Origin of the sequence: Staphylococcus sp. Ze2 (genome assembly GCF_048568365.1) — a bacterium.
In the GTDB taxonomy this organism is placed as follows: Bacteria; Bacillota; Bacilli; order Staphylococcales; family Staphylococcaceae; genus Staphylococcus; species Staphylococcus xylosus.
Window position 1 is genome coordinate 2,534,544 of sequence record NZ_CP183486.1, and the last position, 24,210, is coordinate 2,558,753.

Consider the following 24,210-nt stretch of genomic DNA (forward strand, 5'->3'; position numbering starts at 1 on the left):
CTCCTTTCAATAATCACTTTATTTTTAATGGAAATACGCACTTTCTGTTGTATCAGTTAGTGCAACTAACAATTCTTCTGAAGATGGTACAAATGTTAATGATAAACCTTGCATATCTAATGCCGTCATGTAATCTCCAACAAGCCAATGAGTAATCGATTTACTTTTTTGTTCTAAATTTTCACCGACATATTTTGCAGCAATATTAAGTTCTGACAAAGGTGTTGCTCCCATGCCATTGACCATTACAATGAGCTCATCTGAGTCAACTTCTTTAAGTAAAACTTGAATTAATTGATCTACAATTTGATCTACAGGTTTAACCTTTTCTCTAGACAATCCCTTTTCACCATGTATACCCACACCAATTTCCATATTTTCCTCTTCTATATCAAATCCATATTGTCCAGTAGTGGGAACCATAGGTGCTGTTAACGCCATGCCAATGCTCTTTATTTTAGGTAATAAATCTTCTACTTTTTCTTTAATCTCTGCTAATGACAACCCTTTTTCTGCCAAATAGCCAGCATACTTATGAACAATCACTGTACCCGCTACACCTCGACGTTGGGTTTCATCTTCCACTGCAACGTCATCTTTTACAACTACAGTTGCTACTTGAATGTCTTCCATTTCCGCCATTTCTTGAGCCATCTCAAAATTCATAACATCCCCGGCATAATTTTTTACTATAAGCAATACACCATCACCATTATCAACAGCTTTTATAGCACTAAGAATCTTATCTGGCGTAGGTGAAGTAAATACTTCTCCACACACTGCAGCATCCAACATACCTTTGGCAACATAACCCGCATGAGCTGGCTCGTGACCACTTCCACCACCAGAAACTAAAGAAACTCCTTGTTCTTTTCTCTCTTTTCTAACTACGACTGTATCCGAAATAATTTCTATTTGCTTGTTCGTTTTTGAAAGCCCGTCCAACATATCATTCAAAAAATTCGTTTTTTGTTTAATTAGTTTTTTCATAATAACGACCTCCTATTTAACCTATTCATTTATAGTATACCCCACACACAAATGCAAACGCTAACATATGAGTGCTAATTTCATTTGTGCGTGAAAAATTGAAATATAACTCATATTTTCTAAAATCACTTGATATTATAAATACTTTAATAACAAAGATGAGTAATCACAAAAAGCACAAGATATAATTATATCTCGTGCTTTCAAAACGTAGACAAATCTTAAGTGATATTTCACCTAATGTTTGTTTATGTATATTTTTATAGTTTCATTTCAAAATAATTGTGGTCTTTCAAAGCAAAGTTGCTTGCTTTAACTTTTAACTATTGATTTATTCAATATAATAAGCACGACCACTGTTTAATTTATATATTATAATCTTTTCAGTCTAATATCGGCAGTGACTTAGGACGCCTCCTACGGAAAGACCCCTAGCCGAAGACTACAGTCTAATACAGCGCTCGTGGAAATCGTGTATAAAAAAACTGTCAACAAAGTCAAGGGCTTTGTCGACAGTCTGAAAACACGAGATAAGCAAATTATACTGATTTCGTTTTATACATTAAGTATAAGAAATAAGGCGCGCCTATTATAGCAACTACAATTCCTGCTGGAACACCTGATGGTTGTAGTATAACCTGTCCGATAGTATCTGCTAGTACAAGTAAAAAAGCACCTATTAGTATTGAAATCGGTAAGAATAATTGATGTCTTGGGCCAACAATTGACTTAGCAATATGTGGTCCTAACAATCCAATAAATCCAATCGCACCCGCTACAGATACAGCGGCTGATGATAGCACAACTGCAACTAATAATAAGACAATACGTTCGCGACCTATCTTCACACCGACGCCTTGAGCAATATACTGATGTGTATTCAATAAATTTAGGACGTTCGCTTTGAATAATAAGAATGGTATTAATACGATAACCCAAGGTAAAAAGGCTATTACAAACGCCCATTCATCACCCCAAATATTACCAGCAAGCCAAGAAGCTATAAATTCTGATTGGTCTTCGTCAAAAGTGGACATTAGTGTTAATGACCCACCACTAAGTGCAGTAGACATCCCCACACCGACAAGTACCATACTCGCTGGAGTAATACCTTCTCCTTTATTATAACTAAATGAGAAAATAATAAGCGCAGTCAAAACGCCACCTATCATACTAATAAATGGTAAAACATACACAAAATTACTCGCATCTACTTGCCCTACTACTATAAACAAGGCTATTACAAAGCCACTTCCGGCATTAATACCTAATATACCCGGCTCCGCCAGTGGATTTTTCGTTACACTTTGTATGACCGCACCACTCATGGCTAAAGCAGCACCAGCTAGTATTGTAATAATCATACGTGGTAATCTAAATTCCATCAATATCAGCGTGTCGGTATATTCACCCTGGCCAATTAACGTCTTAAAAAATGCTTCGACAGACATTTTATATTCTCCAGAAGTAATGCTCCATACACACGCTAGCAAGACTAGGACCGAGAGAATAATCATCGTAAGCCACTGTTTATATCTTAACTTTGGATCTATCATGAGAAGCGACCTCCTCTTTTAACTAAGTACAAGAAGTAAGGTACACCAATAAAGGAAATGATAGCTCCTACTGGTGCTTCTCCTAACATACGCGCAACCGTATCTGCTACTAGCAATAGCAAACCACCTACTACAGCAGTTAAAGGGATCACTCTAGCATAGTCCGTACCCACTAAGTATCTTACTATATGTGGTACCATCAGCCCGACAAATGCAATTTGACCAACCATTGCAACTGCAATACCAGCCAAAACCATAGATAATATCAGTGAAATAGCTCGTGTAAACGCAACGTTTTGACCTAGACCTTTGGCTAATGTTTCACCTAAATTTAAAATTGTTAATTGCTTACTCATTGAAATGATAATAACGAGGGCTATGATGATAAACGGCGCTGCCCATATCAATTGATTCCAAGTTGTACCAGATACGCCACCAGCACTCCAAAAAGTTAAACTTTGATTTAATCTAAATAATAACGCAACACCCTGACTTAATGCCGTTAATAATGCACTGACAGCCGCACCGGCCAAAATAATTCTCATAGGATTGAAGCCGTCACTTCTGGATCGTCCAATCATTAAAACAATAAAGCCACCCATCAACGCACCTATAAACCCAGCAAAAATCATCACTAGGAATGGTGCCGTAGGATAAAATGCAAACGTAAGCGCTAGCATAAATGATGCACCAGAGTTCAACCCTATAAGACTCGGGTCAGCCAAACCATTTTTAGTCACGCCTTGAATAACAGCGCCAGAAGTACCCAACGCAACGCCTACTAATATGGCACCAATATCTCTTGGAATACGAATCTCACTGATAATATTATGCTGTTGATTTTTAGAATCATAATTAAACACTGCTTCAAAAATAGTGCTTAAATGAATTTTGGCATCCCCAAACAATATTGAAATGATGAGTACGCCGATTAATAATAATACAGCTATTACAAAAGTTGCTGTAAAACTTAACTTCCCTTTTCTCTTAGTAGTCATAATTTACCCCTAAACTTCTGAATAGCTTTTTCTGCACAAGTCATACGTTACTAACATTGGTTTGCCAGTTCTTGGGTCTGTACTAATTTCAACATCAATGTTGAATACTTTTTCTAAAATGTCTTTCGTTAATACTTCTTCAGTATCACCATTGGCAATAATATCGCCATTTTTCATAGTAATTAAATGATCAGAAAAACGAACGGCTTGGTTAATATCATGCAGTACCATAATAATAGTACAGCCTTGTTCTTTATTGAGTTGGGTAATTAATTCTAAGATCTCTAACTGATGTGAAATGTCTAAATATGTTGTTGGCTCGTCTAAGAATATAATATCTGTACGTTGCGCTAATGCCATTGCAATCCATACACGTTGTCGTTGTCCTCCACTCAAATCATTTATAGGGCGTAATTTAAAATCATAAGTACCTGTAACACGCATTGCCCAGTCGATTTCTTTTTTATCTTCGGCAGATAGACGTCCGAATCCTTTTTGATGTGGAAAACGGCCATACGATACTAATTCACCAACTGTAAGTCCATCTGCAACCTCTGGAGATTGAGGTAAAATGGCAATTTTTTTAGCTATTTCTTTCGTAGATTGTGAGTGTATGTTTTCATTATCTAATTTGATTTCTCCACCTTTAATCGGCAGTAGTCGTGATAATGCTTTAAGTAATGTCGACTTACCACAACCGTTTGGTCCTATAATTGAAGTAATCTTGCCATCAGGTATGTGAACATCTAAATTATCCACAATGACATTTTCTCCATAACCTATAGTGACCTGTTCTCCTTTTAAGCGATTCATAATTCCCCTTCTTCCTATATTAATAAGCATAACATCGTAAATTTTCCCAATTTAATTTATATTAAGTCATGTTGAAATTTTAATTTTTTCAGTAAATGATAATCATTATCATAGATGATATTATACCATTTTTTACACCTATTGACTATTAATTATTTTCAACAGACCCTCAAAATTCGTTATCCTTATAGGCTTTTTTTTATTCACAAAATGGCACTGTTTAATCTTAACTTTCCCTCCTGATTTATTTAATTTTTTATATTAAAAAACCTAATTCATAATGGAAATAATCCAAATGAATTAGGCAATTTATTATTCAACTTTAATTTTATTTTATGTTAATGTTCATCGATTAAAAAACCATTACCGTACACATCACGTACATCATGAATAACTAAAAATGCGTTATCATCGATTTTTCTTATTAAACGTTTTGCTTTCGTTACTTGTGTTTTAGTGATAACAACATACAAAACGTCTTTATCTTCTTTTGAAAAATAGCCACGTCCATTTAAAATGGTAAGTCCACGTCCTACTTGTTCATCAATAATTTTAGCAATTTCATCAGGTTTGCTTGAAATAATTGTCATGGCTTTCTTCGTATTTAAACCTTCGATAACGTAATCCATTACTTTTGTACCGATATACAATGAAATCACAGTAACCAATGCACTAGAGATTGGAATAACAGTCAGTGATATAGCTACAACAATTAAATCGAAGAATAGTAATGCGTAAGGTGTACTAACATCTAAGTATTTATTAGCGATTCGAGCTAAAATTGTAGTCCCAGCTGTAGTTCCACCTGCAAGCACGATCACACCAATACCTAGTCCTACGCATAGGCCACCAAATACTGCATTAACCAATATATTGCCTGTTTCAATTTCCCAACTTACAGTTAATTCTAAAAAGATAGAAATTAATATCGTTGCGACAATCGTTAAGTACATACTTCGTTTACTTAAAAATTTATAACCTATCCCAATTAAAATGGCATTAAATACAAAGTTTGTAATACCTGGAGAAATGTGAAAAGCATAGTAAAGTACGATCGCTATACCAGTCACGCCTCCTTCACCTAAATCAGCAGATATAATAAAGGTATTCACCCCAGCTGAAAAAAAGAACGATCCAAAAACAACTAATATTAAATCTCGTACTGTTTTATTCACCCACACGACCCCCTTAAATTTACACTAATCAATTGAATGTTAGCAAATTATCAGAAATACTACAACACGAATATAAAGAAAACTCTTTATATAATAAATTTAATTTGCATTGTAATCTCTTCTTATATAATTAAAATTCTTTAATTTTTAAAAATTCTGAAATTTCTGTTTACTTATTAATTTTTCTTTGATATAATAAAATTTATCTTCTTATTGGTAGCCAATAAGAAGCCATCTCCTTTGTGTTGTTTATAGTAACAAACAAAACAATTTTTGCTCGAGTATATATTTAGTACCTAGTCCTTACTACTTATATACAGTTAATTCATTTCCCGTAAAAGCCAAGTAATGATGAATGTGTCTCCTCACTTCAATTACTTGGCTTAATTTTTTTGCTTTTTTTAATCATAATGCTTTGTAAATACAAACATAATCTATAGTAAACTATAACGTTATATCTAATAAAGAACAAAAAAAACTAGACATTCAAAAGCGTGTACTAACACTTTTAAACATCTAGTTAATTAATTTTTTCAATCAAAATAAGTATATAACTAAGATTCAATATTTATTTATGATTTACCAAGCAAATAATCCCACAAATCCTGCAGTCATTAATGATACTAAAATACCTGCAAGTAATAACATCGGTACATATTGTGATACGAAATCTGACGTTTTCTTATCTACGATTCCTTTTAATGTTCCTACAATCATACCAATTGTCGAGAAGTTCGCGAATGAAATTAAGAATGTTGTAATGACAGCACGTCTATGTGGAGAATAAGATTCAACAACATCTTTAATCTGTCCCATAACAACAAATTCATTAGTGACAATTTTTTTAGCCATCTGCTGTGCAACAATCCAAGCTTCATCCCATGGTAAACCTAGCAATAACGCAAATGGATACATAAAGGCACCAAGTATTTGATCTAAACCAAAACTACCTTTAATACCTGCCCAACTACCAATGAAACCTGTAAGTAAATTAATTAATCGATCAATTAAATCTGATAGCGCAACGAAACTAATAACAAACGCTACAATAATTAAGATTAATTTACCTGCGTTTAATACGGAGTCACCTAAGAATGAGAAGAACGGTTGACGTTCTAATTCATTACTTTGAATAGTGTAAATAATATCTTCTTTTTCTTCTACTGTAACCGGATTTAATATAGATGAAACTATAATCGCATTGATTATATTTAACGGAATCGCTGTTAATACTAAATCACCGGGAACCATAGAGACATATGCGCCGACAATAGCCCCAGATACAGAACTCATAGACATCATCGCCACCGTTAACACACGAGTTTCTTTCATACGTTTTAATTGTTCATTCGAAACTGCTAATGCTTCTGTATTACCTAAAAACATCATTTCAATACCAAAGAATGATTCGAACTTTGGTTGACGCGTGATTTTTGCTAAAACCCAGCCAATACCACCAATTACCTTAGGTAAAATATTGAAATACATTAAAATATCAAATAACGGAACAACTAATAATATTGGGAATAATGCACTAACTGCCATGTCCATTGCACCTGGTTTTACCCAGCTAGAAAAAGCAAACCCTGTACCTGCATGTGCTGAATCAATCACCCAAGAAATACCATTAGCTAGTGTTTGTACTGCAGTTTTCCCCCATGGGAAGAACATGAAGAACCAAGCTAAAAATAAGTTTACTACAACTAATATTGCAATTGATTTCCATTGAATATCCTTTTTGCTTCGAGAGAATAATACTGCGATCCCTAAAAACACAAACAATCCAATTATGTTAATCACTAAAAACATAATACACCCACCATTTCTTATTAAAATCATTGATAACAATGGATTTTTGAAAGTAATTTATGTAGCTATGTATTCGGAAGAATAAAGGTAAATGCATATTACTGACATAAACAATCATAAACAGCTTTAAACGATGCATTTACCTTAATTATTCCTAATCCCTAGTTTTGTTAATTCATTTTTGTAATTAATTTATACTTTCTCAAAACACTGTTTATTAATAATTCACAATAATTATAGCATGCATGTACTTTATATAAAATAACAATTTTATAGTTCGACAAACGTCACTTTTTATACACAATCTAAGCCTAAACATTCGCCTTTCTCTATGAAAACGCCTACACAACTATAGTTATGATTTACTTTTTACTCTTTTTCTTATTTCGTCAAATTCTGTGTGTTTACAAATTGTTGATATTTCTCATGATTCATAATCAATTCTTGATGTGTACCTTTACCAGTCACTTTACCCGCATCAACAAAAATAATTTGCTCTGCTTTTTTAATAGTAGATAATCTATGCGCGATAACTACAGTTGTACGGTTTTCCATCAATTCTTCTAGTGCATCTTGAATCTTTCTTTCACTTTCACTATCCAGATTAGCTGTAGCTTCATCTAATAATAGAATATCTGGATTTTTGACAAAACTACGTGCTATATCAATACGTTGACGTTGACCGCCAGATAATTTTAACCCTCGTTCGCCAACCATCGTATCGTAGCCATCTTCAAATTGTTCAATAAACTCATGACAGTTCGCTAATTTCGCAAAATGTATCAGTTCCTCATCACTTACTTCACGATTAATACCATACAATATATTATCTCTAATCGTACCATTCATCATTGAATTTGATTGCATTACATAACCAATTTTATCGCGCCATTCACCTAACCCGATGTCATAAATGGACTTATCACCATATTTAATATCCCCTTGGTCAATATCATACATTCGCTCAATAATATTAAAAATGGTACTCTTTCCTGACCCTGAAGGCCCCACAAATGCAGTGACTTTGCTCTGTGGTATTTCAAAATTAACATCACTCAGAATTGGCTTAACTCCATATTTAAAGTCAACATGCTCAAACATCAAGCTGCCATCAGTAATGTTAGCTTCTTGTTCTATATGGAATGCTTCTGTAGGCTCTTCCATAATTTCATAAATACGACCACTTGCACCTACAGCTTTTTTATAATCTGTGACAAGCGTTGAAAGATTGATCAGTGGTGTTGATAATTGTATAACATAGAAAATCATAGCAATCAGTGTACCTGCTGTGATAGCACCAGTTGAAATTCTAATCGCACCAAACCCTAATATAATTGCGATCGTAAGTAACATAATCACGCCTGAAATAGGCTGTATTACTGCAGTGATTTTAGCTTGTTTTAATCCTAAAAAGTAAATCTCTTTTAAGTTTTTATGCGCATTATTTAGTTCTAAGTCTTCAGTATGTGAAACTTTCACTAAACGCATTTCTGTCAAAACACGACCTAACAAACCACTAAAATTAGCGATTTCAGCTTGTGTTTTTTTAGAAATCTTTTCCATAATTTTACCTAACGGAAACATGATTAATACAAATATTGGAATAGTGATGAATGTAACTAATGTCATCTTCCAATCCATAATGAATAACATAACCAACGAACCTAAAATTGTTAATACTGACGGTAATAAATTAGGAAGTTTTTGAGAAATAAATTCATTGATGACTTTCGTATCATCCGTCAGTCGACTCATTAATTGTCCACTTTCATTTTGGTCAAAAAATGGCATTTTCAAATGGATAATATGATGCCATAACACAGATCTAATCGCATATATAACTTTTTCTCCTATTTTACTTAACAAGTATAATCCAACACCGCTAAGTAGTGCATTAACAATAAATATTGAAATAAATCCTGCAACAAACATCCAGTTCATATTATCAAAGGAAAATTTATCTACTAGTTTCCCAGTAAATAGCGGAACTAAAAGTCCAGTAATACTCCCCAATGAAGAAATAAATACAGCAATAATGATAAGGCCAATAGGCCATGATAATTTTTTAAATAAATAGAATAATGGATTTTCTTGCTTCATATTTTTACCTCTTCTATTTTTATTTTTTATTTTTAAGCTAATGCTAAAAATGAGTTTGAGCAGAATAACATTATAATAGTTAATCAGTTAAATTCCAAGCAAACACAACTTTATTTTTTACAATTATTTTTGACTATACAATAATTGTAATAATTTCATGAATATATTTTATTTAAACTTTACAATATGCTAAAATACTTCTATTGCAATAAAACTTAAAATATTAAGAGGGAATGTAATTATGAGAAAGTTAATTTTGACATTTATAACTGTACTCTTCATTGGTACAATTATAACACCTTTTGCTGAAGCTGAAACTGTTACCCCTACGCAAGCAGCAAATCAATATGGTTATAATGTATCTGAGTCATATCAACCTGAGGGTGCAGTAAATGTTGCGCAAACAGGCCAGTTACTTTATCAATACAATATGAATAAAAAATGGTATCCCGCTTCAATGACCAAGCTTATGACTATGTATCTAACGCTTGATGCAGTCAACAATGGCGAGTTATCTTTAAATGATAAAGTAAAAATTACGGATACACACTACCGTATGTCCACCTTACCAGAATTAAGTAATACCAAGTTATACCCTGGCGAAACTTATACAGTTAAGGAATTACTTCAGATTACGGTATCAAATTCAAGTAATGCAGCTGCACTCATTTTAGGAAAAGAAGTCTCAGGCAATCTTTCAGACTTCACCGATAAAATGAATAAAAAAGCAAAAGCATTAGGAATGGAAAACACGCATTTTGTAAATCCAACTGGTGCAGAAAATCATCAACTTCGTGACTTTGTGCCTAAGAAATATAAAAGTGAAAATGATAATACGTCTACTGCCAAAGACTTCGGTATACTTTCGCAACGTGTCGTTCAAGACACACCGAAAATTTTAGATTTTACTAAACAACTAGCACCTACGCAACACGGTGTGACATATTATACCTTCAACCATTCGCTTGAAGGTGCAGATATGAGTTTAGAAGGTACTGACGGTTTAAAAACGGGGTCAAGCGATGTTGCTGACTATAACCATACAATAACAACGAAACGTGATGGTTTTAGAATTAACCAAGCTATTATGGGCGCAGGTAATTACGATAAACTTGGTGGTGAAAAGCAACGCAACATGATTGGTAATGCTTTAATGAACATGTCTTTTGACCAGTATAAATATGAAAAAATATTGTCAAAAGGCGAACAAAAAATTAATGGGAAAACATATTTTGTAGAGAAAGATCTCTACGACGTGTTACCAAAAGATTTTGATAAAAAAGACTATAAAGTTGTAATTGAAGACAACAAAGCGCACATTGAATATGATCGCGAGTTTATTAGTGATAAATATGGTCCGCCTTCAGTTGACGTCAACAAGCCGCTAGTTCACCAAGCAACAACAGTTGTAAAATCATCTTGGGATGACCATCCTATATTAACTTTATTAGGTACAATTCTAATAATTGCAGCAATCGCAATTATTATCTATCTAATCATTGACTTAATCAGAAAAAAATCAAATAAAAAGAAATAATCATCATTCAAGTGATTGTTACATTATCAAGTAATGCTCCCTTTCAATTAAAAATTATGCTCATGCAAAGCAAACATAATATAACTACTACCTTTAGCTAGCGTAGTAACTGCTCAAACATTGAGGGTGTGAAAATAAAATCGTTGATTTTATTTTCACACCCCCTTTTTTATTTTAATAACAAAAAGAAGCTAGATTACATTAAAGAGTATCGTGCCCAATTTTCTGTAACCTAGCTTCTCAAATTACTTCACAGCGAATAATTTAAAAAACAACAAAGTTATTTTTCATTATCACCGTAAAGTTCTTTTTTAATTTTAGTCGTAGAGATACCTTCAGTACGATTTAGATAAATAACTTCACACTTCTCTTTTAAGAAGTCGAATTCACCTTCCCAATCGTGCCCCATAACAAACGTATCTATCTCATAGCGATCTACATCAATTTCTTTTTGTCCCCAACCACTTTCAGGGATAACAAGATCGACATATCTAATTGATTCTAACATCATTTTTCTTTGTTCATAGTTATAATAAGATTTTTTATTTTTAACACGATTAAATTCATCTGTTGAGAGTGCAACGACTAAATAATCGCCCATTTCTCTCGCTCTTCTTAATAATTCAATATGGCCATAATGCAATAAATCATATGTTCCATAAGTAATAACTCGTTTCATTAGCATATGCTCCTTAACAAAATATTAATTTAATATTTACATTTTTAAAAATTATAGCATATTAAATCTTAGTTTACTAATTCTGATAATTTTCATCTTTTCAAAATTTGTTTTAATTTCATTTTACTTCTAAATTTTGCGCGTCTCGGTAGCACTTCTACTTTAAAACGATAATAGTTCGGTCTTCCAATACCAACGCTTAGTAGTGCGTCTCTCCACTGATAATATAGAGCCTTATTCCATTTGCCACTACCTTGTTCGATTACTTTAATTATTCTAAATAATGCTTCACCAGCATAATCTGTTTTTTGCATTTCTTTAATATATGAGATAACAAGATCTAACATTTGTTGTGTAACGGTTTTATGCTGCCCGACATATGCTTGGATCAGATAACTTACGATCAATTCATCCATACGATAACTATAATAGACTCTTGCTTCTCTTAACAATAAGGTATCCATCACACGTGCTCTAACTTTTTCTGCATCACGTATATAAGATTCAAATTGATTCGCAAGTTGATCAGTTACTGAACCAGCTTGCTCATTGTAGCCATAAACGATATCTGGCAATAATTGAATGTCACGTGCCTTTTTGTATGCTTGGATAATAAAGGTATGCTCTTCACAAAAAACAACGTCTTCATCAAATCGTAAATCAGCAAATTTTGCGCTAAACATTTTGGCACCAGGACCAATTGATTGCATCACTTCAGGACATTGAGCAATATTTACAGTCTCTAATTTCTTGATTGCTTCGTGAGAATAAATGGATTGCCAGTCACCATTGTTTTCTCTTGCAATTTGTCCAATAACAATATCTACATTTTCATCTCTTTGATAATAATCAGCCATAAAATCTATTCTACTAGGTAAGAATTCATCATCAGCATCTAAAAACATAAAAACATCGCCTGACATATTAGCAATACCAACATTTCTGCTAGCTGCCGCACCTTGATTTTCTTGGTTAATAATCGTTATGTTTTTATATTCCTTTTGCAGTTGTTCTAATACAAACTTACTATCATCTTCCGAACCATCATTGATGCATATAATTTCATAATTTTGCTTTGTATCAATCGATGCAATTGCTCTACGAATTGTTTTTTCTGCGTTATACACAGGAATGATTATTGAAATTTTCATTTTTTCACCATCTCTTCAATTTCATTAATTATGCTCGTCAAACTATCTTTCGTATTATATTCATGCCAAGCTTCAAACAAAAGAGCTGGCGCGTAACTATTTTCATGTAACTTATGCATTAAGTCATCCTCACTATACGCTTTATATGCCTCTGGTATTTTTTCATAAAATACATTTAATCCACGGGTGCGATTATAATCCGCTTCATCATAAACATAAAAAAGTGTGGGTTTCTTTAATATACTTGCTTCAATTGCCAGTGAACTGTAATCACTAATAATCACATCTGCTAATATCATTAACGATTGCAAGTTAATTGTCGTCTGCTGTTCTGTAGCAATAGACGGGTGTAATTTACTCAATAAAGTATAACCTGGTAGCTCTGCTTCAAATTTCTGCTTATCTATCTGACGATTAGCCTGCTTGTGTTCTCGATAGGTAGGCACGTAAACAGCTACCTTGCCATTTATCCCATATTGTTGTTTCAATTCTTGTTGTCTTTGTTCAACATCCAATCTCGTATATGGCACCAACCTCGGCAATCCGGTTCTTAAGAACTGTTCTTCATTAGCCCCAAATGATTCTGTAAAACAAGCAGCCATCGGTTCACCACCAATAATGTACTTATCTGTCGCGTCATAAACTTTTTTATATTGTTGAACTATTTTATTATTTGATAAGTCAACTTGTCTATCTGTAAATCCGAAATTTTTCAATGCACCTGCTGCGTGCCATGTTTGTATGACCGTCTGTTGTTTTTTCTTCTTGAAGCCACCCATTATTAGATAGTATGTGTCTATCACGACTACTTTTGCGCTACTTAACGCCTTGATATGCTTAAACACTTGCTTATTTCCTGCAGGTAAAAACACTAAATCCTCTAAATGTTGGATATATTTACGATTTTTTTCTGTGCCAATAACTGTTAGTTTATACCCTTTACGGTTTAACGCTTCAATAATAGGTAACACATCTTCAGCAAAAGTCATCATTACCACAATTTGATTACTTTGAACTTTTTTCTTTTGATATATCATATTCAAAAAGCCAATAATAATAATATAGAGCTTTTTTATAATTTGTCTCAATACATTTCACCGCCGTTAATTATTAACTACTTTAGCTTTCATTATATCTATCCTGTATAAAAAATTATAGAAAAAACCTTTTCTGTGAAATAACCTCAACAGATCTTTAAAAACGTATTTTAATTTCATTTATAAACACACATAATTTCAAAATTTCTTATTTCCAGCTAAAGTTTTGTGTTATTTAGGTATCGTATCAGTTCTTTATCAAAACGTTAACTATAAACACCATTCTATTTAACAACTTTTAATTTTAGAAGAAAATAAAAAAAGGAAGTAGGATAGAAATCATTTTCAAAAAATTGATTTCTACCCTACTTCCACTACAACACTACTGAATTGCAGTTATTCTAATATTGTTATTACATAAAGTCTGCAAAATGATCTCTATAACGCATATGCATAATTGAACCTACTATGAATAAGAACAAGATGATTAATAGATTATACAAAGTCAGTTCCCAATGTGTTATAAAGTACCACTCTTTATGTAACACAGCAGAACGATATGCTTCAGCTAGATAATAAATTGGATTTAATTGCATTATGTCTTTTACAATGCCTTCTGGTGGCACAATTAAAATGGATGATGCAAAGAACACCATTCTCATGAGCGCTTGAATGGCCTGTTGCGTATCCTTTACAAGCACTCCTAACGTTGACGTAAACAACGCTATTGCAGTTGTTAATATTAATGCAAATGGTACATATAAGAAAAGTTGCAACGTGTATATTGTTGGATAGTAACCAGCCAACATACATAATAAAATGACCACAACAAGTAGTGCAAGATGACCGTAAAACCTACTCATTACTATATAAGAAGGTATGATTGATAACGGGAAATTCATCTTCGCTACTTGATTATATTTCGTTGCTATTGATTTAGTACCTTCCAAAATTCCTTGGTTAACAAAGAACCACATACTGATACCTACGAGTAACCAGTAAATAAATGGCACACCATCTATAGGATCGTTACTTCTAATACCAAGACCAAATACAAACCAATAAACCATGATTTGCATAGCTGGATTAATTAACTCCCAAGCCATACCTAGATAGTTATTTGTATTAGAAATCTTCACTTGGAACTGTGCTAGTCTTTGTATTAGATAGAAATTTTTAAAATGCTCTCTAAATACTACCCATACTGCATTCATTTAAATAAACCACACTTTCAATCGATTTGCTTATCACAATTTACTTATGACACTATTATATTCAATTTCAATATACGCTTTATTAACTATCATAACAACTTTCAGCAACTTTCGGAAATAGTTATTTTAAAAAGTGTTAAAAAGTTAAATCTTTTGTATACTAAATAATGAAATAATAGTTGATATAAGTCTAAATAATAGCTATCGCACTTTATATATTTTTTTATTTTGTCGTTATAGTTGATTTTATAATTTTTATTCAGTAAAATTTAACAACTGTATAAGCATTAATTTCGTTAAATTATACTCACTTACTTTACAATAGGTTTATAAATTTAACAACTAATATAATGTATAATATAATAGTACTATCTGTAAACAAGGAAGGTAAAATTATGAATGTATCCGTTAACATTGAAAATGTAACTAAAGAGTATCGTATTTATCGTAATAACAAAGAACGTTTAAAGGATGTCTTACTCCCTTTTCATAAAAACAAAACATTTTATGCCTTAGATAACTTGTCCTTAAAAGCTTATGAGGGCGATGTGATTGGATTAGTCGGTATTAACGGCTCAGGAAAATCTACCTTAAGTAATATGATTGGCGGTTCTCTATCTCCTACTGATGGTGGTATTAAGCGTGATGGTGATGTAAGCGTGATTGCGATTAATGCAGGATTAAATGGACAACTAACAGGCATTGAAAATATCGAGTTTAAAATGTTATGTATGGGATTCACTAGAAAACAAATCAAAGAATTAACACCTGAAGTTATTGAATTCAGTGAATTAGGAGAATTTATATACCAACCTGTTAAAAAATATTCTAGTGGTATGCGCGCTAAATTAGGCTTCTCAATTAACATTACAACCAACCCAGATATCCTTGTTATTGACGAAGCTTTATCCGTTGGTGACCAAACTTTCGCACAAAAATGTTTAGATAAAATCTTTGAATACAAAGAACAAGGTAAAACCATTTTCTTTGTGAGTCATAATATGAAACAAGTACGTGAATTCTGTACTAAGATTGCTTGGATAGAAGCTGGCAAACTGAAACAATTCGGTGAATTGGATGAAGTCTTGCCTGAATATGAGAAATTCTTAAACGACTTTAAAAAACGCTCTAAAGCAGAACAAAAGAAATTCAGAAGTGATCTCGACAATTCAAGATTTGTCGTAAAATAATATAAAAAGTCCTAGCATTGATTTCGAATTCAGTGCTAGGGCTTTTTATATTTAATAGACTTTTGAATTAATAAATTACAAACAAGGTAATTAACACATACATTTAATTATCGACTTAAAACGTGTAAATAAATAATTCGACGAGATTCTTACTATTTTTTGAATTTAACTTTAGCTACTTTAAATAAAAATTTAGGTATCGACTTCATTCTACCTATACGCTTCCAATCAATTAACAAGCGATAAACCCACTCAATATTTAACTTCCTAAATATCATAGGTGCTCGATTTTTCGCACCACTGAATACTTCGAATGAGCCACCTACCCCCATTAACACTGATTGATTAAATTGATCTGAGTGACGTTCTATCCATTGTTCTTGTCTTGGATAACCCATGCCAACAAACACATAATCCGGATCAAAAGAAGTTACTTGTTTTAATACCATCTCATCTGATAAATCAAAAAAACCATGGTGGTAATCAAAAATAATATTCGGGTATTTTTCAGCTAGTTTATGTTGCGCCGTTTTAACAACATCATTTTCAGCACCTAGTAGAAATACTTTTTGCTGATTTGCATTAGCAATTTTTAAACATGCTTCCATCAATTCAATACCTGGAACTCTGGCTTTTAAAGGCGTATTAAGTATTCTCGCAGCCTTAACGACCCCAGTCCCATCTGGCACTACATAATTTGCACTGTTTATTAAATTTCTATAATTTTCATTCTCTGTAGCATAATCTACAATTTCAGGGTTTGCCGTTACAATAAACAAATTTCTAGAACTTGCTGTTAAGAAAAATTGTTTAATATTGTCTCGCATTTCCTCTAGAGTAACGTTATCAAAATATACAGATAACACGTTTACTTTATTTGCTTTATTGCTTTCCGTCATGTCTTGGAATCTCCTAACTCAATTATAGCGCTTTAGCATTATGGTTTATGCTTGTTATATTAACACATTATGATTCATCCAGATAATATAAATAGGTACTAATTATTTTTATATTCTAAATCTACATCCAAAGTCCAAATGCGTTATTTCAAAATTTACTTTATACTTAATATTGCGCTATAAATGTTTTTAAAATCTATAAAAGCGTTTATTGAAAATTAAATCGAGGTTATATTATGTCATATTTACAATCATTTTTTAGTTCTGTAATACAACTCAATTTGTACTGGGTCGTATTTATAGCTTTAATATATATTTTAATTCATTCTTATCGCAACAAACCAATAAATCAATTTTTAGATATATACTTAAATTACATCCCCGTATTAACACATGAATTCGGACATATCTTATTTAATAAAATAAGTGGTGGTAAAGCTAAAAATTTGGTGATTGTTTCCTCACCTTCAGAACGTATTGAAACTTCACAACAAGGTTTCGCCATTACTCAATCAAAATCACGATTAGGACAAGCCATTACAACATTTGGTGGATATATTATGCCACCACTAATGCTGTTTATCGGTTTTTGGGCACTAGATTCAAAATACCCTAGTTTATTTATTACGGCATACTTAATCATTTTTATATATTTTTTAATATTAACTTCCAGAAAATTATTGCCAATTATTATTGTAATATTGTTAATTGCTTTGCTTTATTTCTTATTCCAAAGCGATAATCAACTCATGATGTTTTACATCGTAGCCATCACTTACCATTTCATTCTAGGTGTACTTTTAGGCGAAGTTATACAATCATCTTGGACTATTTTCAAACTCACATTTTCACATCAATCAGTTACTTGGGATGGCTCAACTCTAAAATCATTAACTTATCTGCCTACATTCGTTTTTAGTGCTATTTGGATAGCAATCAATCTATTTACTATTTACCAATTATTTCATGCTTATTTTACAACCTAAAACCTAGTTGTATTGGTTACTGAAGTAGTACAACAGTATCATTGTAATTACTGGTATTAAACATTAGAAATTGAGAGAACGCCTCCATGGATATACAAATCCCCCCTCCAAAGTTTTCATTTATTAATGATTACTTTGGAGGGGGGGGATCATTACCGATAGTCTGAGCACCTTCATAAAATGGAGGTGCTTTTTTTGAGTTCAGTATATGTCAAAGCTCAATCTGCACCATCATTTTTCTGCATAGATATGCTCTGCGTTATCATAACTTAATACCGTAACTTGATCATCTTTTTTAACAATAATGACTTTGTTGGTATCATCTCTATTGATAATTTCTATTTGCTCACCTATTAAAATTGCTTTACTTGATAAATAAATTAATAAGTCCGTTCTATCACGTACTCTTTTAATTGTTACTATATCACCAGTTTCAAAAGACAATAGATTCGTAGTGTATAGTTCTTTATATTGATTTTCTCTTGGTATTACGCCCCCGTGAGGACATGTTATTGGATAATCCAATAATTTATCTAAACGATCAACAAACAAATGAGATACTCTATGTTCTAATACCTCTGCTTCTTGATGCACTTCTTCCCAATTATATTGCAAAATTTTTATTAAAAATAATTCCAATAAACGATGACGTTTAATTATATCTAAAGTATAAGTTAAACCTGTTTCAGAAAGTTTCACACCTTTGTAAGGTTTTGTTTCTACATATCCCGACTTTTCCAAACGATTAACCATTTCACTTACAGAAGGTGGCTTAATGTTTAAATATTGGGATAGTGTTTTATTTGAAACGAAAGAATGGTCACCATCATGCGTTAAAATTGCTTTTAAATAATCTTCCTTTTCTTCAGTTAGCATTATCTCACCTCTCAAGTCATTCAACTTATTGTATCACGAATCGACTTGACACGCTAAAATTTCATGGTATATTATAAAATAAATTAGGTTAGCCTAAAATTATTATTAAGGAGGATGAAAATGTTAGAAATTGAGAATTTAAATCTTACGTTAGGAAATAAACATGTTCTACAAAATGTTAATTTATCCATTCCTATTAATGGTGAAATAGTCGGAATTATGGGTCCTAATGGAGCTGGGAAATCATCTTTAATTAAATCTCTTATCGGAGAATTTAAATCAACAGGCAAAGCCCAATTAAATGGTAATCCCATACAAAATGATTTGAAATCTATAACTTATATCCCACAAAAAGCACATATTGATCTAGATTTTCCTATCAATGTGGAGCACGTAGTCATGTCAGGTGCATATAAAGATATAGGCTGGTTTAGATGGGTAAATTCCGAAACTAAAAAAAGATTAAATCAATTAATGGATACGTTAGAGTTAAAAGATTTACGACATCGTCAAATTTCCGAACTGAGCGGTGGACAGTTACAACGTGTGCTCGTAGCTCGTGCATTAATGACTGATAGCACATTATATTTATTGGATGAGCCTTTCGTCGGGATTGACTTTCACAGTGAACAAATCATTATGTCACAATTACGAATTCTAAAAGAATCCGGAAAATTACTGCTCATTGTACATCATGATTTATCAAAAACTGATGAATATTTTGATCGCGTAATCCTTTTAAACAGAAATATTCGTTATTTTGGGGATAGCACAACTGCTATGAAACCTGAGCATTTAAACAACACATTTATAAGTGCTCCATCACAACATGAAACTGCTTAGTATTTTAGAAAGGACGTAACTTATAATGGATTTTTTTCAACAATTACTCGATTATAAATTTTTAAGCAATGCACTAATTATTTCAATTGTTGTAGGTATTGTATGTGGAACAGTCGGCTCTCTTATTGTTCTTAGAGGCCTTTCACTAATGGGAGATGCAATGAGCCATGCCGTACTACCAGGTGTAGCATTATCATTTTTATTTAATATACCTATGTTTATTGGTGCTTTAGCAACGGGGATGGTAGCAAGTATTTTTATTGGTTTTATTACTAAAAATAGTAAAACCAAATCCGACGCAGCTATCGGCATTAGCTATACTGCATTTTTAGCTTTAGGGATTATCTTAGTCAGTTTAATCAATAGTACAACTGACCTTTATCATATTTTATTCGGTAATTTACTCGCAGTTACGCAAGTCACATTCTGGTCAACTATCGTTGTTGGAGTTTTAGTAATGTTATTAATTATTGTTTTTTATAGACCTTTAATGGTTTCAACATTCGATCCAGTATTCAGCAGAATGAGCGGCTTAAACACAACATTAATTCATTACTTTGTAATGTTATTACTATCTCTTGTAACTGTAGCAAGCATTCAAACTGTCGGTATTATACTGGTAGTAGCTTTACTTATCACGCCAGCATCTGCTGCATTTTTAATTTCTAAAAAATTACATACAATGATGATTGTAGCTAGTCTAATTAGTACTGTAAGTGCTATTGTCGGACTATATTTTAGCTACGTTTATAACATCCCTAGTGGTGCAACGATTGTATTCTTCGCATTCTTAATTTATATCGTTATTTTTGCTTTAACTAAATTAGAACTTTTTAAAAAGAGAGGACAACAAACATGAAGAAATTACTATCAATCGCTTTAATATTTTTACTATTTTTAGCAGCCTGTGGTAACACCAAGAATGACTCAGGTGCAAATTCAAACGAAAAATTAAAAGTTGTAACAACAAACTCTATTTTATATGACATGGTTAAAAATGCTGGAGGTAAAAACGTTGAAATTCACAGTATCGTACCAATAGGTCAAGACCCACACGAATATGAAGTTAAGCCTAAAGATATTAAAGCATTAACTGATGCTGATATCGTTTTTTATAACGGATTAAACTTAGAAACAGGTAATGGTTGGTTTGATAAAGCCTTATCTCAAGCTGGTAAGTCAACAAAAGATGACAGTGTAGTAAAAGTATCTGAAAAAGTAAAACCTTTATACTTAAACGACGCTGAAGGCGATGAAAGTAAACAAGATCCACACGCTTGGTTAAGCTTGGAAAATGGAATAAAATACGTAGAAACAATTAGAGATACCCTACTAAAACACGATAAAGCACATAATGATGATATCAAATCGCACAGCAAAGATTATATCGCTAAATTAGAAGAGTTAAATAAAGATAGTCATGAGAAATTCAATGATATACCAAAAGATCGCAGAGCCATGATTACAAGTGAAGGTGCATTTAAATATTTCTCTAAACAATATGACATCACACCAGGTTATATTTGGGAGATAAATACTGAAAAACAAGGTACACCAGAACAAATGAAACAAGCGATTCAATTCGTAAAAGATCATGACTTAAAACATCTCCTTGTTGAAACGAGTGTAGATAAGAAGAGTATGCAAAGCTTAAGTGAAGAAACTAATAAAGATATATACGGTGAAGTATTTACTGATTCAATTGGTCAAGAAGGATCAAAAGGTGATTCTTATTACAATATGATGAAATCAAATATCGATACTGTACACGGCAGCATGGAATAAATGGTTTGGGCTATTTAACCTAGATAATAGGTGAATAGTCCCATGCCGTACAGCTTTCCTCCTAATTGCGTACGGCATGGTGGTATTCAAGCCTTAAATCATCTCCCTAACTCCATCAATGGTCGGTTCCTCCCCCCATTGATGGAGATTTTTATAATACTTTTGCTAAATCAAATAATAGATTTCATAAAAAAGGCAGATTCCACAATGGAATCTGCTTTTTTTTATGATTTAATCCGTCAAACTATCTACAATAATCATTTCATCATAATTTATCGCTTCACGGATTTTTAATGCTGTCACTTCACTTACTTCTTCATCTTCAACAAGTTGATTTAAAATACGACGCTGCTCTTTAAGTGCAAGTAATTTAATTTTTGTTATTGAATTCTCATTTTTAGGATTGAAGAAATTAGAAGGTGTTAAGTTATCTATACGAAGTAGATAGCTATCACAAATCATACCGACTTCTAATTTATTATCTTCAGTTGTTTCTCTTCCTAAACGGCTCACAACGCGATAGTGAACTGTACGCATTACATTTGAAATCTCTTGCAAGTTATCAATTATTGATAACGGAGATGCCGCATTAGTTTTCACTTTATGCTTAATTCTTCTTTTCAAAATCATCGCTCTAAATTCAACTTTAATGCGTTGTATTAATGAAGCTTGTTTATAAACTTGGGTACGCTCTGTATAACGCATATAGTTATCTAATACGTTAGTAGTAATATCGCCATTCTCAACTAAGTTATTAAGTGTATGGTTCTCTACATCAAATGCTAATTTTTGTAATCTTTGAAGTTCTTTAGTATTTTCATCTTCATTTTCAACAGTTCTTAAGAAAGCTAATTTATCATGATAATCTTTAATTACGTTACCATATTGAAAGCTAGATTCTACTGAAGACATTTGATTTAAATTATCTATTACTTTTTCTAAGATATATACACGTGCTTGTTTGAAATTCATACCCACAACTTTAGGTTTTTTAGCGTTAGGAGTAACAACAGGAAGTACAAATTGTGCTACGATTAAACTGATGATGACCATACCTGAAGCTATAAACAATAGATCATCTCTAAAAGTAAACGAGTGATGGTCTGCAAGCATATAAGGTAATGTTAAAGCAATGGCTAAAGAAATCGTCCCATGAACACCACATAAAGTCATGATAAAAGCATACATGCCACGTTTAGGTGGCGTTTCCTTTACTTTGGTTTCATCTTCATTATACGAAATCATTTTCTGGAATGGGCTCACTGGCAAGTAAAAATACGGATATAAAACAAAAACCCATAAAAATCTAAATAAATAAATAGCTAAGGCAATTAAACATGTCACCACTATTAAGAAAATTAAATTGTGTGGTTCATTTTCAATGATACGCCCCACCACTTCAGGGATTAAATAACCTAAAATAGAAAATACAAAACCATTCAAAGCATATCCCAAAATATTCCAAGTATGGTTATAGCTCATCTGTAATCTTGTACGTGCTTGAGCAATACGATCACGTTCAAAACCATGAACTAAACCAGCAATTACTGCTGCAATAATACCAGAAGCATGGAACATTTCTGCCACAATATAAGTTACAAATGGTGTAACTAACTGAATAAATGTGAACATATTAATATTTTCAATACCACGACGAGACAGTGTCACTCTAAATCTAACAAGTGCAACACCTATGATTAAGCCTACGACGAAGCCGCCGATTGAAGAGATTAAGAACTGTTCAACAGCATTAATCATTGAGAAGCCACCTGTAATCAGTGCAGCTACAGCAATTTTAAAGGATATGATACCAGCTGCATCATTTAAGAGAGATTCACCCTCTAAAATTGTCATAGAACCCTTCGGTAATACTTTCCCATTAGTTATAGCTTGTACTGCGACTGCATCAGTTGGACATAGTATCGCGGCCAACGCAAAGGCAGCTGCCATCGGTAATTCTGGCCAAATCCAATGTACAAAAAGTCCTACCACTATAACTGTCGTAACTACTAGTCCTAACGCCATCATTAAGACTGGTTTTATGTACCGTCGCAAATGAACACGTGAAACTTTAACACCTTCAACAAACAGAAGTGGTGCAATTAAAGCGACCATAAATAGTTCCGAATCAAATCGAAATTCAACGGGAATTGGTGTCACATACAATAACATACCTAATATAATTTGGATAAAAGCCAATGGTACTTTAGGAAGTATTGTGTGCACTAGCGAACTTACAATAACAAGTGCTAAAAATATAAGTATCGTTTCAAATATTTGCAAGGTTTCACCTCTTTTCAACATAATTATTCATTCATAAATGTTGAGGTTGAAACATAAAATAATATTGTCTTTTATTGAACATATTGTGTTTCAAACTCTTACTCATCAAATACCAAAAGTTTTTCATCCCCAATTTGATAATTAATTTAAAAATTAACATAATTACATATATATTATTTTATCATTTTATTGACTATCCCTTAAACGTAATGCACCCAAATACCGTAATTTTCTATTTTAAAGTAAATTTACGGTTAATTAAGCTATTTTAAACAAAAAGACACTTCTT

General features: G+C 32.5%; 20 protein-coding genes. 6 read left to right on the plus strand and 14 right to left on the minus strand.

What is annotated here, in order from left to right:
* Nucleotides 1-24: 24 nt before the first annotated feature.
* From dhaK to ACM591_RS12015, 7 genes are all read right to left on the minus strand, one after another.
* Entirely contained in the window at nt 25-990 is a 966-nt protein-coding gene (gene dhaK / locus ACM591_RS11985; RefSeq protein WP_029377772.1) for a dihydroxyacetone kinase subunit DhaK, read from the minus strand.
* A gap of 539 nt (nt 991-1,529) precedes the next feature.
* Nucleotides 1,530-2,546, minus strand: a complete 1,017-nt coding sequence (locus ACM591_RS11990) for a FecCD family ABC transporter permease (protein ID WP_029377773.1) — start codon at nt 2,544-2,546, stop codon at nt 1,530-1,532.
* A complete protein-coding gene (locus tag ACM591_RS11995) occupies nt 2,543-3,544 on the minus strand; it encodes a FecCD family ABC transporter permease (protein ID WP_029377774.1) in 1,002 nt (333 codons plus the stop codon). Before ACM591_RS11995 ends, ACM591_RS11990 begins: the two co-directional genes overlap by 4 nt.
* Nucleotides 3,545-3,553: 9 nt before the next feature.
* Nucleotides 3,554-4,357 carry an ABC transporter ATP-binding protein gene (locus tag ACM591_RS12000; RefSeq protein ID WP_029377775.1) on the minus strand — a complete coding sequence of 268 codons (804 nt, stop codon included), beginning with the start codon at nt 4,355-4,357 and terminating at the stop codon, nt 3,554-3,556.
* A 338-nt stretch (nt 4,358-4,695) separates the two neighbouring features.
* Complete coding sequence (locus tag ACM591_RS12005) at nt 4,696-5,532, minus strand: YitT family protein (RefSeq protein ID WP_029377776.1); 837 nt, start codon at nt 5,530-5,532, stop codon at nt 4,696-4,698.
* 579 nt (nt 5,533-6,111) lie between these two features.
* Entirely contained in the window at nt 6,112-7,341 is a 1,230-nt protein-coding gene (locus ACM591_RS12010) for a NupC/NupG family nucleoside CNT transporter (RefSeq protein ID WP_042363172.1), read from the minus strand.
* Between the two features lie 381 nt (nt 7,342-7,722).
* The gene (locus ACM591_RS12015; protein WP_216715350.1) at nt 7,723-9,441 is read right to left on the minus strand and encodes an ABC transporter ATP-binding protein; all 1,719 of its coding nucleotides are present in this window, start codon (nt 9,439-9,441) and stop codon (nt 7,723-7,725) included.
* Nucleotides 9,442-9,682: 241 nt separating this feature from the next.
* Here ACM591_RS12015 and pbp4 point away from each other — a divergent pair, with 241 nt between their 5' ends.
* Entirely contained in the window at nt 9,683-10,978 is a 1,296-nt protein-coding gene (gene pbp4, locus ACM591_RS12020; RefSeq protein ID WP_038678092.1) for a penicillin-binding protein PBP4, read from the plus strand.
* Nucleotides 10,979-11,258: 280 nt separating this feature from the next.
* On the opposite strand, the gene tagD is transcribed toward pbp4, so the two are convergent.
* The 4 genes from tagD to ACM591_RS12040 form a co-directional block, all read right to left on the minus strand.
* Nucleotides 11,259-11,657, minus strand: a complete 399-nt coding sequence (gene tagD / locus ACM591_RS12025) for a glycerol-3-phosphate cytidylyltransferase (protein ID WP_038678090.1) — start codon at nt 11,655-11,657, stop codon at nt 11,259-11,261.
* Nucleotides 11,658-11,749: 92 nt separating this feature from the next.
* Complete coding sequence (locus ACM591_RS12030) at nt 11,750-12,808, minus strand: glycosyltransferase family 2 protein (protein ID WP_029377781.1); 1,059 nt, start codon at nt 12,806-12,808, stop codon at nt 11,750-11,752.
* Nucleotides 12,805-13,896, minus strand: coding sequence for a teichoic acid glycerol-phosphate primase TarB (gene tarB / locus ACM591_RS12035; RefSeq protein ID WP_029377782.1), 1,092 nt, complete (start codon nt 13,894-13,896; stop codon nt 12,805-12,807). The genes ACM591_RS12030 and tarB overlap by 4 nt, the downstream gene beginning before the upstream one ends.
* 362 nt (nt 13,897-14,258) lie before the next feature.
* Nucleotides 14,259-15,059 carry an ABC transporter permease gene (locus ACM591_RS12040; protein ID WP_029377783.1) on the minus strand — a complete coding sequence of 267 codons (801 nt, stop codon included), beginning with the start codon at nt 15,057-15,059 and terminating at the stop codon, nt 14,259-14,261.
* Nucleotides 15,060-15,454: 395 nt separating this feature from the next.
* Here ACM591_RS12040 and tagH point away from each other — a divergent pair, with 395 nt between their 5' ends.
* The gene (gene tagH, locus ACM591_RS12045; protein WP_029377784.1) at nt 15,455-16,249 is read left to right on the plus strand and encodes a teichoic acids export ABC transporter ATP-binding subunit TagH; all 795 of its coding nucleotides are present in this window, start codon (nt 15,455-15,457) and stop codon (nt 16,247-16,249) included.
* Nucleotides 16,250-16,401: 152 nt separating this feature from the next.
* Here tagH and tarA read toward each other — a convergent pair whose 3' ends face one another.
* The gene (tarA, locus tag ACM591_RS12050) at nt 16,402-17,148 is read right to left on the minus strand and encodes an N-acetylglucosaminyldiphosphoundecaprenol N-acetyl-beta-D-mannosaminyltransferase TarA (RefSeq protein ID WP_029377785.1); all 747 of its coding nucleotides are present in this window, start codon (nt 17,146-17,148) and stop codon (nt 16,402-16,404) included.
* 236 nt (nt 17,149-17,384) lie between these two features.
* Between tarA and ACM591_RS12055 the strand changes: the two genes are divergently transcribed.
* Nucleotides 17,385-18,134 (plus strand): M50 family metallopeptidase, encoded by a 750-nt coding sequence (locus ACM591_RS12055; protein WP_326026163.1) that lies wholly within the window; start codon nt 17,385-17,387, stop codon nt 18,132-18,134.
* Between the two features lie 231 nt (nt 18,135-18,365).
* Here ACM591_RS12055 and ACM591_RS12060 read toward each other — a convergent pair whose 3' ends face one another.
* Nucleotides 18,366-19,010: a metal-dependent transcriptional regulator gene (locus ACM591_RS12060; protein ID WP_029377787.1), complete on the minus strand. Its 645-nt coding sequence runs from the start codon at nt 19,008-19,010 to the stop codon at nt 18,366-18,368.
* Between the two features lie 120 nt (nt 19,011-19,130).
* Between ACM591_RS12060 and ACM591_RS12065 the strand changes: the two genes are divergently transcribed.
* Genes ACM591_RS12065 through mntC form a run of 3 tightly spaced genes read left to right on the plus strand, consistent with a single transcriptional unit; the run spans nt 19,131 to nt 21,638 of the window.
* Nucleotides 19,131-19,853, plus strand: a complete 723-nt coding sequence (locus ACM591_RS12065; RefSeq protein WP_029377788.1) for a metal ABC transporter ATP-binding protein — start codon at nt 19,131-19,133, stop codon at nt 19,851-19,853.
* A gap of 25 nt (nt 19,854-19,878) precedes the next feature.
* Nucleotides 19,879-20,712, plus strand: coding sequence for a metal ABC transporter permease (locus ACM591_RS12070; protein WP_037557076.1), 834 nt, complete (start codon nt 19,879-19,881; stop codon nt 20,710-20,712).
* Nucleotides 20,709-21,638 carry a manganese ABC transporter substrate-binding lipoprotein MntC gene (mntC, locus tag ACM591_RS12075; protein ID WP_029377790.1) on the plus strand — a complete coding sequence of 310 codons (930 nt, stop codon included), beginning with the start codon at nt 20,709-20,711 and terminating at the stop codon, nt 21,636-21,638. Before ACM591_RS12070 ends, mntC begins: the two co-directional genes overlap by 4 nt.
* A 231-nt stretch (nt 21,639-21,869) precedes the next feature.
* Here mntC and ACM591_RS12080 read toward each other — a convergent pair whose 3' ends face one another.
* The gene (locus tag ACM591_RS12080) at nt 21,870-23,921 is read right to left on the minus strand and encodes a cation:proton antiporter (protein WP_029377791.1); all 2,052 of its coding nucleotides are present in this window, start codon (nt 23,919-23,921) and stop codon (nt 21,870-21,872) included.
* Between the last annotated feature and the right edge of the window lie 289 nt (nt 23,922-24,210).